This is a genomic window from Rhizobium sp. CFBP 8752 (assembly GCF_014842035.1).
GTDB lineage: Bacteria > Pseudomonadota > Alphaproteobacteria > Rhizobiales > Rhizobiaceae > Neorhizobium > Neorhizobium soli.
The window spans coordinates 78,544-94,344 of sequence record NZ_JACYUZ010000002.1 but is presented as its reverse complement, the minus strand read 5'-3'; the positions used below and the strand labels follow the sequence as shown (position 1 = coordinate 94,344).

Sequence of the window (15,801 nt, the reverse complement as noted above, 5' to 3'; positions counted from 1 at the left end):
ACACGGCGTCGCTCATTGATCATCTCCGGAAAAGGCGACCCAGCCCTGGCGCCAGCGGATGACGGTCGTCACCCCGCAAAGCGCGGCAAATCCATAGGCAATCAGCGGGAAATGCCAAGGCAAGAGGCACATGGCGATGAAGACCGCGATCGTCTCGAAGCCTTCGGCGAGACCGCCAGCGTAGTAGATGCCCTTGGTGGGAAATTCCGGGGCCTCGCGGCCGAGTTTCGCCGCAACTGCCGAGAAAGCGAGGAAGGACGAGCCTGTGCCGACGAAGGACACGATCAGCACCGCTGCGGGCAGCGCATTGATCTCGGGCACCGCAACCGCGAAACCGAGCGGGATCAACGCGTAGAAGACCATGTCGAGCGCGATGTCGAGATAGGCGCCACGATCCGTCGGACCATGGATGCGGGCAACCGCACCATCGAGCCCGTCCAGCGCCCGGTTCACAAGGATCAGCAGAAGCGCCACCCAAAAGTAGCCGAGGCAAAGCGCGGCAAAGGCGCCGAGCCCGCCCATGAAACCAACGAGGCTGATCTGATCTGCACGAACCCCGCGATGGGCCAGAAACGCAGCGATGGGCTGCAGAGCTGCCTTCTGCAGCGGCAGGATCTTGGCGTCGATCATCCGCGCCTCCAGGTCTGGAAGCGTTCAAGCAGCGAGAGCAGAAACCCGTTGATGTGATTGCGGCGCCACTGGCCTGCCACCATCTTGTTGGCCTCTGCCAGCGTCGGGTAGATATTGATCGTGCCGAGGATCTTGCCGAGCCCATGGCCATGTTTCATGGCGAAGACGAATTCTGCAAGCAAGTCGCCGGCGTGCTCGCCGACAATGGTTGCACCCAGGATCTTGTCCTTGCCCGGCACGGTCAGCACCTTGACGAAGCCGCGGGCGGATCCATCAGCGATCGCGCGATCGAGATCGTCCAAGCCAAAACGCGTCACCTCATGCGGAATATTCTTCTGCCTGGCATCGTCTTCCGAAAGCCCGACACGCGCCACTTCCGGATCGGTGAAGGTCGCCCACGGAATGACCGAGTAATCGGCCTTGAAGCGCTTGAGATCACCGAACAGCGCATTGATCGCCGCAAACCAGGCCTGATGCCCGGCGACATGGGTGAACTGGTAGGGCCCTGCAACATCGCCTGCCGCCAAGATGTTCGGATGAAGGGTCTGGAGGTATTCGTTGGTCTCGACCACACGATCGACCTTGATGCCCAGATCTTCGAGCCCGAAGCCCTTCAGCCTCGGGGCGCGTCCGACCGCGACGATGATCTCGTCAAAGCCGATGCGGAACTTGGCCCCGTCCTTCTCGACCTCGATCCATTTTTCACCGGCATCCGCGCCACAGGCGACCGCCTTGTGACTGGTCAGCACATTGACGCCGTCCGCCTTCATCGAAGCCTCGACGAGCGCGGCCGCATCCTCGTCCTCGCGCATCATCAGCCGTGGTGCCATCTGGATCTGCGTGACCTCGGAGCCAAGCCGCGCAAAACTCTGCGCCAGCTCGCAGCCGATCGGCCCTCCGCCCACAACCACGAGCCTTTGCGGCACAGAAGGTCGATCGCGGAGCCGCTCCCACATGGTGTCAGATGTGAGATAGCCGATGTCGGCGAGGCCCGGTATCGGGGGCACAAAGGCCTGGGCGCCGGTCGCGATGATGATCGCGCGCGTCGTCAGACGCTGCGTGCCGCCGTCTTTGAGCGTGATCTCCACCGTCCAGGGATCTAGCAGCTTTGCGTAGCCCTGCAGGACTTCGACGCCGAGCCCCGTATAGCGCTCGACGCTGTCATGCGGCTCGATCTCGGCGATCACCCTGTGGATCCGCTCCATCACGGCGGAAAAAGGCACCTTCGGCTCGACCGGCTCCAGGCCGTAATGGTCTGCATGGCGCATCTGGTGCGCCACCTTTGCGCTCTTGATCAGGGCCTTCGAGGGGACGCAGCCAAAGTTGAGGCAATCGCCGCCCATCTTGTTCGCCTCGACCAGCGTCACCTTCGCCTTGGCGGCGGCAGCGATATAGGCAGACACCAGCCCAGCGGATCCGGCGCCAATGACCACCAGGTTGCGATCGAAACGCTTCGGCCGCGTCCAGGTGGATCGGGAAAAGCCCTCGTTCTGGTCCATAGATTTCGTCTTTCCACCCGCAATATACGTTGCTTCAGGAAGACGCGCAGGAATCCACATTGTTACAAGGCTTCATCAAGATTTCCTGTGATGAATGGATTTTCCCTTCAGAACAGCGCTATTACGCGATGCTGGCTTCGCTCGTCACGCTTGAACAACCGCAGCTACAATCCCCCAACCGCCTCTGCCGCGGCTTTTACGCGCTCGAAATCCGCCGGCAAAGTCAGTCCATGTTTGGCCCGCTCAAGGGCCTCCCTCGAGTGGCGTATGGCATTGTCGCGATAGCGATCATGTTCAAACGTCGCGAGAATTCGCAGCACTTTCTGCAATCTCAGCCCGACTTCGACAACGCCGGCGCCGTCCCGCGCGATCGGTGTGAAGAGATCATCAAACAGTTCGTCAAGGCTGATCGCCGGCACGTAGACATTTGGATACGGCACTTCATGCTCATCCTCCCCTGTCGTTTCGTTCCAGACAGCCAGAACGCGCACTGTCCGCGTGAGAACATCGATCGCGGTACCGGGATCGTTGGTGGCCGCCGAAAGGGCGCGAGACGCAATCTCCGACAGAACTGCAGCGCCAAATCGCGGGTCCTGATCATAGGACCTGGTATCGCCCACCGTGAAACAGCGGGAGATTGCCGTTGTCTCCTCGCCGTCATCGGCGCCGTCGATCCACGCAACCGGCGTCGACGGATCCACAAACTGACCCGGAATCATGTGAATGTATATCTGCGCTTTCGCGTCGGTTGCGATGCCGGAAAGGGCGCCGGTATCAAGATGCTGCACGTACCCTATCCGATCGACAAAGACCGGTCTCGCCGTGGCCGGAATGGTCTCGAAAGCGCTTAACCGGCTTCCGCCGAGATACGGTTGCTTACGCCGGGACCGCATCGCCTCTACGGTGACCTTTTCCACTCTCTCGGTCGTTTCTGTGACACGCCCGAGCCTGGAAAGGTGGTCGATCCAACGCAAGAGCGTGACGACAATCAGCACAATCACGGCAACTGTCACAACAAAGAGAACGACGCGACCGCGGTCGCCGTAGGCGCCGGTGCTCAACGCGATGATCCCGACAAGACTGAAGAGGAAGGAGCCGATGAAGGTCGCGAGCACGTTCTGCGTCGTGCTGTCCTCCATGACCAGCGTGGTCGCGCGGGGCGTGACGTTGCTGGTTGCAGCCGAATAGGCCGACACCATCGTGCTGAGAGAGAATGTCGTGACTGTCAGCATACTTGAGGCAATGATGCCTAGTATATTATCGACAGCGCCAGCGCCAATCTTCGTGGGAAGATCACCCGGAATGAACGGACTGGCGACGATGGCGACAAGTGCGGTGATAATGGCAAGGATGGAAAACAGACTTGCCCGAAACCAGATTTTCCGGACCAGTTTCGACAAAAGCCAAACCCAGCGTGACGTCATCGGTATTCTCACTCTTCTGGCTCATCGCGGGCCGTCTCTTGTCGACGTCTCAGGTGTACGCCTTTGCCTGCCAAGTTGGGATTAATCAGGTCGCCCGTCAGTCTGCCGCGACAGTTGGTGTCCGCTTTGGAGCTCAACCCACGTAGCGGGACCTAGGATCAAGCGTCTGCGAACAGACCGCCTTCCGCTACGATGAGCGTCGGACCTGTTATGGTAACAGGCGCGGCTTGCAACGAGGCCGCCCCCCATAACAGCTATATTCCGGATGGATGTTCTGGAGCACTGTGGACCAGCTGAAACTCCGGCGAATGCACCAGGTGAAGATAGCGTTCGAACTGCGCCAGGACGTCGCTGATGAGTTGATCGCGCGACATCCCCATCACGTCATACCCGCGATTGCCGCTCGAGAAATAGGTCCGCGCCTCAAAGCGAAACTCAGGCTCTCCGGCCCGCACAGGCGTAAAACTCGCGACGCGCTGCTTTGTGGGTGTGACACCGTAGACAAAGTCACGAACATCTTGTGCGGGTGAGCGCAGGACGATCGCTCCGTCCGTGTCATCGACCACCTCAGCATGCCGTCCCCTGGAGGTCAGTTCCTGCGCGACCTGATCAAGGGCTGGACGCACATGCGTGTCGATGAAGCGACGGACATCGGCTTCGGTCGCGGTGGCCAGCATCAGGGCCAGTCTCCGCTGCCAGGTCTGCCCGGATGCCGGCTGGGCAACCGGAAGTGTGGCGCCGTTGTGCGCATCGCGCTGTGCAAGGTCCTCTCGCATGCCCAGATACAGCGAAAGGACAAGACCGAGCATGATCACGGCAAACGGCAGCGCGCTGGCGACAGTAGCAGATTGCAGCGCCGTCAGGCCACCGGCGAGCAGCAGGCACCCCGCCACGAAACCTTCCATAACGCACCAGAAAACCCGCTGTCCTGTTGTCGTGTTCGTCTCGCCGCCGGCTGCAATGGAGTCCACGACCAGCGCACCCGAATCTGCCGAGGTGATGAAGAAGATCGACACCAGCAGAACCGCGAGCGTCGAGGTAATTGCCGGCAGCGGCAGATACTCGAAGAACCGGAACAGCCCGACTGAGACGTCATTGGCGATAGCCGCGCCGAGAGCGCCGTTGGCGATGCCGGTATCGATAAACATCGCCGTATTGCCAAACACCGTCATCCAGAAGAAGGTGAACCCGGCGGGAATAAAGAGGACGGCGACGACGAATTCACGCACCGTTCTGCCGCGGGAAATGCGGGCGATGAACATGCCGACGAAGGGCGACCAGGAAATCCACCAGGCCCAGTAGAACAAGGTCCAGGCATCAACCCAGGGCGTCGGCTCATAGGCGTAGATGTTGAATGTGCGCAGGACCAGCGTGTCGAAATAGAGACCGAGGTTCTGCACGAAATCCCGAAACAACAGGCTGGTCGGACCAACCACGAGAACGAATATCATCAACAGGATGGCAACGATAAGGTTGGTTTCCGACAGGATGCGGACGCCCTTGTCGAGGCCGGTCACGACCGACACGGTCGCCATCGCGGTCACAACTGCGATCAACGGCAACTGCACAGCGATGCCGATCGGAACGCCGAGAAGGTGGTTGAGACCCGCATTGATCTGCGAGACGCCGACACCGAGCGACGTGGCGATCCCAAACATCGTGCCGACAATCGCAAAGATATCCACCGCGTGACCGATCGGACCATCGATACGGTTTTTGAGAATCGGATAGAGGCCGGAACGGATCGTCAGCGGCAGGTTGTAGCGATAGCCGAAATAGGCGAGCGACAGGCCGACAACGGCGTAGATTGCCCAGGCGTGGATCCCCCAATGGAAGAAAGTCACGGTCATTGCTTCGCGCATGGCTGCGACCGAACGCGGCTCGGCCGTCGGCGGCGCCATGAAATGCGTCATCGGTTCACCGACGGCGTAGAACATCAGGCCGATCCCCATGCCGGCGGCAAACAGCATGGCGATCCACGACAGGAAGCGGAAATCGGGAACGGAATCATCCGGACCAAGCTTGAGCTGTCCGAAGCGGCCAAAACAGAGCAGCAGGACGGATGCGAGAAATATGCCGACGGAAAGCAGATAGAACCAGCCGAACGCGCCGAGGATCGATGCCTGTACGGCGCCAAAAAAAGCGCCCGCTTGCCCGGGTATGGCGATGCCGACCACCAGAAACAGACCGATGACGATGACTGAGCCGTAGAAAACCGGGGGGTTGATGACAAAACTTTTCATACCGCGGATTTGTCCTCCTGCGCTCCGACTTGCGGATCATTGGGACGGACGATCCCGCCCCAATCCGGCCGCTTTTCATGGAAACTAGGCGGCGCTCCTGAAAAGTCCACAATGACGACGCAAGCCGATGCCTATCGCAAATGTCCATTCTTCGACCATGACGGCGAGACATGATACGAGACCGAAGTTTGCAATCGTGCTCCAGCTTGGCCGTCGTTACTCGCGAACAGCGTATGTCGGCCTCCGGTGAGGCGTTGAAACGCGCGGAAATCCGACATGGGAGTGCAAGGAGGAAACCACTTTCGCATTGGTGTGGAAAGGTTGCTGTGCTGAACAGAGTTGGTCGCATCAGCCTGGAGAATTGATACCTCCTTCGAGGTAACCTTGAATTGCATTCCTCGACCCATGTCCAGATAGTGGAAGAGCGAGAACACCGCGCCCGAAGCCACCGGTTGCAACCGTGTTCAGATGAGCAACGGCAGCGCGCGGTTCGACTCTCAGCGTCTTTGCAACGACGTAGAATGCTTGGGAATTGTGTCTGCTGTTGATATATAGCCCAACCCGGCAAGGCTCGGCGGGAAACTGGCATCCTCCTCGACAGTGACGTCTACGAACTAAAGAACACATATTAGAGGTGGGCAATTTGCAAGTTTTGTTGCTTGCGGGGGCCTGATGGCGCAGCGATCTGAAAACTCGACCGCCTTAAACCCAAAGGAACCGTCGACTCGGTACTTACGCGGTTTGCAGAGTGGGTGTGCCGGCAGCTTCGCTCTTTACTGGGCACCGCGAAACCTGGATTTGAGGATGTCGCGCTATCGGTGTTCGGACGCTTTGGGTGTGAGGAAAGCAAGAAGTCTGTTGGTAGAACCGACAACTCCGGGGTAAGTGAGGATGCAGTTTCCAATAGGCAGGCTCTTTTCGGGAGGCTTGCTACCTGCATCGGCCTGCAATAATCCCTGTACTCCCGCTCCGGCTTCGAGGCATTAATGACGCTACCAAGCAATGAATCAATCGAAGAGCTCGTCGCTTTGTCGATGTTGCAACAAGCACGTACATTTGCCGAGGCCTACGGCGGGCAGTCGCGCCTATGGCAGCGGCCCTATGCAGAGGCGCGGCCTCGTGTCGCTTCATCGATCGCATCGGTATGGATGACGGCTTATCCCCCTTCGGTAATCCCGTTGCCCGGCGAATCCGTTCTCAAGACCCTTGGCGACGCACATCTGTGGTCAGCCCTTTCGGCGATCGGCGTACGCGGTATTCACACGGGACCGATGAAACGTGCCGGCAGTATGAAAGACGGCGTCTACAGCCCGACGATCGACGGCAATTTCGACAGAATAAGCTTCGACATCGATCCGACTTTCGGCACGAACGAGGAATTCGTTGCCATCAGCCGCATGGCGGCGGCACACAACGCCATTGTCATTGACGATGTCATTCCTTCACACACGGGCAAGGGTCCGGATTTTCGGCTCGCCGAAATGAATCATTCGACCTACCCTGGTCTCTATCACATGGTCGAAATTCCAGAGGAAGAATGGCAGCGTCTTCCGGACGTGCCTGAGGGCCGGGAGGCGGTCAACCTGCCTGCCGATACCGTTGACTACCTGAGGGATCGTGGCTTGATTGTCGGCCAGCTCCAGCGGGTCATTTTCTTCGAGCCCGGCGTCAAAGAGACGGACTGGAGTGCGACCGGCCCTATTACCGGCGTCGACGGCAAGGAGCGCCGCTGGGTTTACCTGCACTACTTCAAGGAGGGGCAGCCGAGCCTGAACTGGCTGGATCCATCATTTGCCGCGCAACAGATGATCATCGGCGATGCGTTGCATTCGATCGACCAGATGGGCGCCCGTGGCCTGCGGTTGGACGCGAATGGATTTCTCGGCGTCGAGCGCCGAGTGGAGGGGCCGGCATGGTCGGAAAGCCATCCGCTTTCCGTGACGGGCAACGCACTGCTCGCTGGCATGATCCGCAAGGCCGGCGGGTTTTCGTTTCAGGAGCTTAACCTGACGATCGATGATATTGCCGCGATGTCGAAGGGTGGAGCGGATCTGTCCTACGATTTTATCACGCGCCCGGCCTATCATCACGCGCTGTTGACAGGCAATACCGAGTTCTTGCGCATGATGCTGCGGATGGTCCATGAATTTGGCATCGATCCTGCGTCGCTTATTCATGCGCTTCAGAATCACGATGAACTGACGACGGAACTCGTGCATTTCTGGACATTGCATGCAGACGATATTTACACCTTTGCCGGCCAGACTTGGCAGGGGCGTACGCTGCGCATGCATATTCGCGACGTAATACGCGAGCGCCTTTCGGGACCTAACGCCCCCTATAACCTTCCCTTTGTCACGAACGGAATCGCCTGCACGACAGCGAGCGTCATTGCCGCAGCCCTCGACATTGCCGACCTGGAAAGCATCGATGACGAGACGACAAAGCTGATCCAGAAAATTCACCTTCTGCTGGTGATGTACAACGCTTTTCAGCCGGGCGTATTCGCGCTTTCCGGATGGGATCTGGTCGGCGCTTTGCCATTAACGCCGGCTCAGGTGCAGCACCTGATGGCCGACGGCGACACCCGCTGGATCGAACGCGGCGCCTATGATCTGACGGGTCAGAACTCTGGCGAGGAGTTTTCCGCCGACGGCATGCCGCGTGCCCGCGCCCTATACGGCCCGATCAGCGAGCAGCTGGCGCAGCCGGACTCGTTTGCCTCGCAGCTCAAACGCCTGCTGGCCGTTCGGGAAGCTTATGGGATCGCGGCCAGTCGACAAGTCTCGATACCTGATACCACCGCCCCAGGTTTGCTCATCATGGTCCACGAACTTCCGGATCTACGAGGCACGCAGGTGACCGCCCTGAATTTCAGCTCCTCGGCGATCTCCGAAGTCGTGATCTTGCAGAACGTCAGGCCAGGACCTGTCGTCGACATGATTGCGGAGTCAATCGAAGGCGACCTTACAGAAGATGGCGCATTGACTATCAATCTGGAGCCCTACGAGGGTCTATCCCTCAGAGTTGTTGGAACGCTCCCGACGCTCTAAATGTCACGCGCATATCTCTGCAAATAGCCGCGCTTGTGCGTTCGCTTGCGGGTCTACGACCCGCTTGCGGACGTGATACATGACGGGATTTTACACGCCTTGGCCGGCGGTGATCCAACGATACGGGATCTCTGACGCCTACACCTGCTGTCGAGTGGCAACCGATCGCAGGACCACGCGGGCGACATTAAGCTACCTCCATGCATGACATCACATGGACAGCTCGAAAGCGCTCGGGATGCTGCTCCTGGCGGCATGGACCGGCACGTCGATGCGTTGTCCTGTGGTCCGGTCGTAGAGGTGCAGTGCCTCTGGCGGCAGGGTCAGCCAGACGGGCCGGCCTTCCAGTTGCTGGTCGCCGGGTGGCAGGGTCGCTGCGATCTCCCGGTCGCCAAGGGTGCAATAGGCGACACGCGAGCCACCCAGTTCCTCGACAAAGTCGACCGTCGCCGGAAGGCCGGCTCCGGCAGTTTCACTCAGCAGGAGGTTTTCCGGCCTGACCCCGACGGTGACCGGAGTTCCTTCCGCAAGGCTTGTCCGGCCGATGCCGACCCCGCCAGTTGGCGCATCGATGACGAGAGCGCCGCCGGCCCCGATGGCGGCCGGGAAAAGGTTCATGGCCGGCGCCCCCATGAACCCGGCGACGAAGACCGAGGCCGGCTTTCGGTAGACCTCGGCGGGCGATCCGATCTGCTCGACGCGACCGGCATTCATCACGATCAGCGTGTCGGCAAGCGTCATCGCTTCGACCTGATCATGCGTCACGAACACCGACGTCGCCTTGAGGCGCCGGTGCAGCTTCTTGATCTCGATGCGCATCTGGACGCGCAGCAGTGCATCGAGATTGGACAGCGGTTCGTCGAACAGAAAGACGTCGGGTTCGCGCACCATCGCGCGGCCCATGGCCACGCGTTGCCGCTGCCCGCCGGAGAGCTGCGCCGGGCGCCGGTCGAGATACTCCGTCAGGTTCAGGATCTTCGCCACAGCCTCGACCTTGCTGTCGCGCTCGGCCCGCGGCAGCTTGGCGATCCGAAGCGGATAGGCGATGTTCTGGCGCACGGTCATGTGCGGATAGAGTGCATAGTTCTGGAACACCATGGCACAGCCACGATCGGCTGGCTCGATGTCGTTCATCACCGTTTCACCGATGGAAATCGTGCCTGACGTGACCTCCTCCAGTCCCGCGATCATACGCAGGAGGGTCGACTTGCCGCAGCCCGATGGACCGACGATGACGACGAAATGGCCATCGGGGATGGTGATGTCGACGCCATGCAGGACCGGCTTGCCGTCGTAGGATTTTTTCAGGTTTGAGAGTGTCAGATCAGCCATCAGATGTCTCCCGGACGACGGTTGTGCAGGTGTGCAATCGTGGACGTGTCGCGGCCGATGCCTGCGAGAATGGGTCTGCCGCGCATCAGCGGATACCGGATTTCATGAAGGACTGGACGACCTGGCGCTGCAGGACGACGTAGATGACGAGGACCGGCAGGCTTGCGAGCGTCGAGGCTGCCATCAGTGGTCCCCACTGGTTGCCCTCGGCCGTCATGAACATCTGGATGCCGATCTGGATGACGGAGTTTTCGGCCGTGCGGCTGAGCAGCAGTGGCCAGAAATACTCGTTCCAGGTCGAGATGAAGATGAGAATAGCAAGCGAGGCAATCGTGCCGCGCAGATTGGGCACCATCACCTCCCAGAGAATCCGCCAATTGCGTGCGCCGTCCATCCGCGCCGCCTCGATGACTTCCCGGGGGAAGCTGCGCATGGCCTGGGCAAGAAGCAGGATCGCAAGCGCCGAGACAAGGTTCGGCAGGATCAGCGCCACGATGCTATCGAGCAGACCCATCTGGGCAATCAGCAGATAGTTCGGGATCATCACCACCTGAAAGGGTACCAGCCAGGTCAGCGCCACGGCGCTATACACCAGCTTGTCGAGCGCGAATGTCCAGCGGGCGAAGGCGAAGGCGGCAAGAAGCCCGGTCAGAAGCTGAAAGGCCGTGGAGACGACGGAAAAGACAAGCGTGTTGACCAGCATGCGGCCGATCGGGATGGCCTCCAGCGCCTGCCGGTAATTGTCGAGCGACATGCTCGTCGGCCATAGGCTCGTCTCGAACATGGCATTGGCGGGACGCAGCGAACTGGCCAGCATCCAGTAGACCGGGAAAAGGCACAGGATCGACAGAAGGACCATGAGGACGTGCCCGGCCGCGGTGTCGAGGCCGGATTTGTCCGAGATGCGACGAAGCGGGCGCGCCATCGGGCGGGGCGCGTGCAGGACGTCAGTTGTCATGGAAAGTATACCTGTCGATCAGGCGGAAGAGCACAAAGGCCACTGCGCCGAAGCCGAGGAAAAGGATGACGGCCGCAGCCGAGCCCCAGCCCACCGACATGGTGGAGAAGCCGAAATCCCAAAGGAGATAGTAGATGTTGGAGGTGGAGCCGAGCGGGCCGCCGCCTGTCAGCACGTTGATGTAGGTGAAACTCCACTGCGCGCCGAGCAGGATCGTCATGACGACCAGAAACAGGGCCGTGGAACTGAGCAGCGGCAGGCGGATGTCGCGGATGATCTCCCATTTGCTGGCGCCGTCCATGCGCGCGGCCTCCACCAGGGAGGGGTTGATGTTGGCATTGGCGGCAGACAGGATCAGCGTCGAAAACCCGATCAGCTTCCAGCCGGTGATCAGGATGACGGTCCAGATGGCGGTGTTGGGATCGGAGAGGAACTTCACGGGCTTGAAGCCGATGCCCTGGAGCATCTGGTTGACTAGGCCGTAGCCGGGATCGAGCAGCCAGCGCCAGACGGCGGCGGCCACCACCGGCGCGATGATCATCGGCACGAAGATGATGGCGCGGTAGATGTTGCGCGAGCGCTCGGGAAGGTCATGAGTATAGATGGCGATCGCCAGCGGGATCAGCACGGCCAGCGGCAAAAGACCGAAAATGTAGATCCCGGTATTGCGCAGCGACTGCCAGAATTTGGGCAGGGCAAAGATGCGCGTGTAGTTGTTCCAGCCGACATAGATCTGCGGCGAATTGGGCAGCATGTTCCACTGGTAGAAGCTCAGACGCAGCGCATCGACCAGCGGCCAGTAGATCCAAACCACAAGCAGGATGATGGCCGGAGACAGGTAGAGCCAGGGTGCCCAGCGCGACTGGGTCATCCGTCTGCGGCGGGTCGGTACTTGTGTGGCCAAGGCCATTCTACGCTCCAGTGGGTTTGAAAGGCGTTGGCCTTTTCCGTCGGTCCGGTCGTGGCAATTCGGGCGACGGGTGTCTTACGCGCACAGACGGTCCGTCAGCGCTTCGATCTCCGCGGGCGTGAGGCCGATCCGTTGAAGATAGGCCGCGATCCCGCCATGCGCCGCATCGAGAAAGGCGAGGAAGGCCTCCATCGTTACGGCGTCGCTGGCGAGCATCCGATCGACATGGCCGGCATCGATGCCTGCCGCAAGCGAACGGGCGCGAAGCTGCGCGATCAGGCCCTCGGCGGAGGCGGTGAGCGCATAGTCGGCCACGATGTCGGCATGCGAAACGCCGGCGATGGCCAGAAGCATGGCAGCGACGACGCCGGTACGGTCCTTGCCGGCGGTGCAGTGGAACAGCACCATCCCCGGCCGGGCTTGCCCGATGGCGCGAAACACCGTGGCGAACTGCGCGCCACAATGATCCAGCGCGCTGCAATAGCGCTCTGCCATGTCGAAGGGCTGCTGCACCATCGCGATCGGCGCCAGCGCATCAAAGAGCACGATATTGCGGTAGGACACCGTCTCGTGGCCGATGAAAGGGTGGCTGGTCACCGCAGTCTCGTGCGGCCCGCGCAGGTCGATCACGAGCGAGAGATCATCGGCGACAAGCGTCGCCAGGCTGTCGCTCGTCAGCGGGTGCAGCGCTTCACCGCGCAGGATCCGGCGCCATTGCGTGGTGCCGCCGGCCTGCCGGTTGTACCCGCCGAGATCGCGGATGTTGTGGGTGTCGGGCAGCGTCCAGTGACGCATGGCGGCCTCCTGCTGTGCTTCGGTCTGTTTGTCTTGGTACAATTTGGGGGCGCGCGTCGTCGCGGATGCAACGCCCCCACTCGCGCGTGGTCAGGGCATCAGCGCCTGGGCATTGGCTTGCGCCTCGGTCAGGGTCTTCACCACGTCATTGGGACCGAGCACGGCCTCCGAGACGGCTTCCTTCATCATCGCTTCGGCCTGGCGATAGTTCGGGCCGGGGAAGGCGACATTGGGGGTTAGACGCGACAGCTGTTCGAGGTTCGGACGGATCAGCGGGTGCGTCGCTGTCCAGGGGCCGAGCAGCTTTGGATCGTCGACGATGTTGAGGCGAAGCGGCAGATAGCCGATCTTCGAGGTGATGATTGTGTAGCCGTAGTCGGAGGTGAGGAACTTCATCAACTCGTAGGCGGCGCGCTGCTTGACCGGATCCTGCGAGAAGGCATAGAGCGCCGAGCCCGAATTGGTGGGCGCGGTCGGCTTGGTCCCGAAGGCCGGCATGCCGGTCACGCGCAGTTCCCACTTGCCGTCGGCGGATTTGGACAGGGAGTTCTGCAGGGCGCTGGTGTAGAGATACATGCCCAGCCGGCCGGCGGCAAAAGCCTCCTGCGGATTGGCCGGGTCGAGGCGGGCATGGGCGCCGCTGTCGACCATGTCGCGCAGCATCTGCACCGCTTCAATGCCATTCTTGTCGGCGAAGGTCAGCGTGTTGCCATCGCGGACCTTGCCGCCATTCGACATCAGGATCGCCTGATAGACGAAGGTGCCGTCTGTCGGGCCATAGGCGCCGGGAAAGAAGCCGTCCGCGCCGGTCTTGGCGACGATGGCTTCGGCGGCCGTCTTCACTTCGGCCCAGGTTTTGGGTGGGGTCTCGGGATCGAGGCCGGCTTTGCGGAAGAGGTCGGCGTTGTAGTAGAGGATCGGCGTCGAGAACGTATAGGCAAGCCCATAGGTCTTGCCGTTGATCTTGCCAAGGTTGACGCCACGCGGGATCAGTCCGTCGGTAAGGGCAGCGTAGCCCTTGGCCCCGGCCAGATCCTCGAGCGGCTGTGCACCCAGATCGGAGGCGAGATAGATGAGGTCGCGAAACACCAGCTGCGCCACATCGGGCTGCATGCCGGCGGCCATATCGGCCTGCAGGCGCGTGATGATGTCATTGGACGGAACTCCGACAGTCTTCACCTTGATCAGCGGGTGTTCCTGCTCGAACTTGGCGATCATCTCGCGGGTGGCGTCGGCACCGGCGCTCGCCGTGGCGAGGTTGTAGTTGTAGAAGGTGATGGTCACCGGCTTGGTAATCTCGGCGGCCATTTCGGCATGCGCGGCGCCGGTTGTTCCGGCAGCACCGAGGACTACGGCGACCGCAAGGCCGAGGAAGGTGCGTTTTCTCATTGCGGGAAGCTCCTGTTGGGAGAAGTTGGTCATTCGGTGGCGCCCGCCATGGCCGCATCCTGTTTGTGGCGCAGCAGAGACAGGTCGTAGCGGTTGAGTTCGTTGCGGGTCTGCGGCAGGGGAACGAGCGCCATGGTCAGGCCCGAGGTGCGAATGGTGCCGATCCCGAAGGAGGCGCCTTCGACCATGCGCAGGATGTCTGTCGTCAGGATATCGGTTGCGGCATGCTGGCCCATGCCGACGATGACCGGGATGCCATGCCATGAGGAGAACCGGTCGTGATGGATATGACCGGAGAGGATCGCGAGGATGTTGCGGCCCTTGAGCAACCCGGCCAGCTGCTGGCTTTGGCTGAACTCGATCGTGCGCCAGTGGTCCCACGGAACAGCGTCGCCCAGCACCGGGGCGTGGTGGGCAACGATCAGCTTGGGCAGATCGCCGTGCCGGTCGAGCGCGTGAGCGAGCCAGGCGAATTGCGCGGGCGTCAGGCTGCCGCCGATCTCGCCAGGGGTCGTGGTGTCGAGCGTGACGATATGGATGCCGCCGATAACCTGGTCGTGGTCATAGGGGGCATCGAGATCGCTGGTTCGGTCAAGCATGCCTTTGTAGAACCCGGCGCGCGTGTCGTGATTGCCGATCGCGTAGACGACCGGCACGTCGGTGGCGGCCATCAGCGACCGCAGCTGGCGGTAGCTCTCGACATCGCCGCGATTGGTGAGATCGCCGCTGGCGATAATGAACTGCGGCTTCTGATCCATCGACCCGATCAGCGCGAGCACGCGCGAAAGCGTGGCCGAGGTGTCGCTGAACAGATGGCTATCGGCGACGGAAGGATTGCCGACATGTAGATCGGTGATGTGGATGAACGTCGTTTCGACCATGGGGAGCTCCTGCGTTGGAGCCTGTCTAGGCGCTTCCCGTCTCAGCGGGATGACGGCTTTGAAACGCTGTTTGAAATCGGCGTGGTAAACATCGGCTCCGTTGCTGCAACAACGAGGGCAATGATGCTGCTGGCATTGCCAAGATCGAGCTGGTGGTCCGTCAGTTCGTCGGTGCGGCCGCGGCTTCTCGTCATCTGCGTGCGCACCCCGAGAAGGCACGAGATGCGGAATCCGACATCGACCTCGCTCAGCCATGGCGCGATTTTTCTGAAGTGCGGGACGAACTGGCGATGATGCTCGATATCCTCGACCATCGGCCGGAATATTTCCGGGTCGTCGCTGGATTGTGCAAGCGTCGTCAGATGACGGAGCACCCCGTAACTGGAATGGGGATCGAGGCTCCAGCGGATGGATGGCCCGACAAGCGCTGCGATAAGATCGCCGGCGCAGGCAGGTGCGGGATCGGCCCGTTGGACCGCCGCCTGAAGCAATGCCAGGCGCTCGGCATTAAGGCGGAGGTAGACGCGCTCGGCAGCCGAAAAAATCAGGTGCTGAAGGGTTCCAAAATGATAGTTGACCGCCGCCACATTGGTGCCCGCCCGACAGGTGATCGTCCGCACCGTCACGTCATCGGGGTGCCGAGCAGCCGACAGCAGTTGCTCGCACGCAGTGCGCAATTTCTCTCGC

The 15,801-nt window shown here is 61.0% G+C and carries 12 protein-coding genes; 1 reads left to right on the top strand and 11 read right to left on the bottom strand.

Annotated elements, in window-relative coordinates; all coding sequences use genetic code 11:
- Window positions 1-12: 12 nt before the first annotated feature.
- The 4 genes from IFT59_RS13670 to IFT59_RS13655 form a co-directional block, all read right to left on the bottom strand.
- On the bottom strand, window positions 13-630 hold the full coding sequence (locus tag IFT59_RS13670; protein WP_192087232.1) for a CDP-alcohol phosphatidyltransferase family protein: 618 nt from the start codon (window positions 628-630) through the stop codon (window positions 13-15).
- Entirely contained in the window at window positions 627-2,129 is a 1,503-nt protein-coding gene (locus tag IFT59_RS13665) for a dihydrolipoyl dehydrogenase family protein (RefSeq protein ID WP_192087231.1), read from the bottom strand. The genes IFT59_RS13670 and IFT59_RS13665 overlap by 4 nt, the downstream gene beginning before the upstream one ends.
- A gap of 164 nt (window positions 2,130-2,293) precedes the next feature.
- A complete protein-coding gene (locus IFT59_RS13660; protein WP_192087230.1) occupies window positions 2,294-3,553 on the bottom strand; it encodes a DUF2254 domain-containing protein in 1,260 nt (419 codons plus the stop codon).
- A 254-nt stretch (window positions 3,554-3,807) separates the two neighbouring features.
- Window positions 3,808-5,796, bottom strand: coding sequence for a BCCT family transporter (locus IFT59_RS13655; RefSeq protein ID WP_192087229.1), 1,989 nt, complete (start codon window positions 5,794-5,796; stop codon window positions 3,808-3,810).
- Window positions 5,797-6,782: 986 nt separating this feature from the next.
- Here IFT59_RS13655 and treS point away from each other — a divergent pair.
- Window positions 6,783-8,849, top strand: coding sequence for a maltose alpha-D-glucosyltransferase (treS, locus tag IFT59_RS13650; protein ID WP_062577695.1), 2,067 nt, complete (start codon window positions 6,783-6,785; stop codon window positions 8,847-8,849).
- A gap of 210 nt (window positions 8,850-9,059) precedes the next feature.
- On the opposite strand, the gene IFT59_RS13645 is transcribed toward treS, so the two are convergent.
- From IFT59_RS13645 to IFT59_RS13615, 7 genes are all read right to left on the bottom strand, one after another.
- On the bottom strand, window positions 9,060-10,181 hold the full coding sequence (locus tag IFT59_RS13645) for an ABC transporter ATP-binding protein (protein ID WP_062577692.1): 1,122 nt from the start codon (window positions 10,179-10,181) through the stop codon (window positions 9,060-9,062).
- Between the two features lie 85 nt (window positions 10,182-10,266).
- The gene (locus IFT59_RS13640; protein WP_192087228.1) at window positions 10,267-11,139 is read right to left on the bottom strand and encodes a carbohydrate ABC transporter permease; all 873 of its coding nucleotides are present in this window, start codon (window positions 11,137-11,139) and stop codon (window positions 10,267-10,269) included.
- Complete coding sequence (locus IFT59_RS13635; RefSeq protein WP_092662735.1) at window positions 11,129-12,049, bottom strand: carbohydrate ABC transporter permease; 921 nt, start codon at window positions 12,047-12,049, stop codon at window positions 11,129-11,131. Before IFT59_RS13635 ends, IFT59_RS13640 begins: the two co-directional genes overlap by 11 nt.
- Before the next feature lie 75 nt (window positions 12,050-12,124).
- A complete protein-coding gene (locus tag IFT59_RS13630; protein WP_192087227.1) occupies window positions 12,125-12,844 on the bottom strand; it encodes a tyrosine-protein phosphatase in 720 nt (239 codons plus the stop codon).
- Window positions 12,845-12,934: 90 nt separating this feature from the next.
- Entirely contained in the window at window positions 12,935-14,233 is a 1,299-nt protein-coding gene (locus IFT59_RS13625) for an ABC transporter substrate-binding protein (protein ID WP_192087226.1), read from the bottom strand.
- A 29-nt stretch (window positions 14,234-14,262) separates the two neighbouring features.
- Window positions 14,263-15,114, bottom strand: coding sequence for a metallophosphoesterase (locus IFT59_RS13620; protein WP_192087225.1), 852 nt, complete (start codon window positions 15,112-15,114; stop codon window positions 14,263-14,265).
- A gap of 41 nt (window positions 15,115-15,155) precedes the next feature.
- Complete coding sequence (locus IFT59_RS13615) at window positions 15,156-15,791, bottom strand: TetR/AcrR family transcriptional regulator (protein ID WP_174197842.1); 636 nt, start codon at window positions 15,789-15,791, stop codon at window positions 15,156-15,158.
- Between the last annotated feature and the right edge of the window lie 10 nt (window positions 15,792-15,801).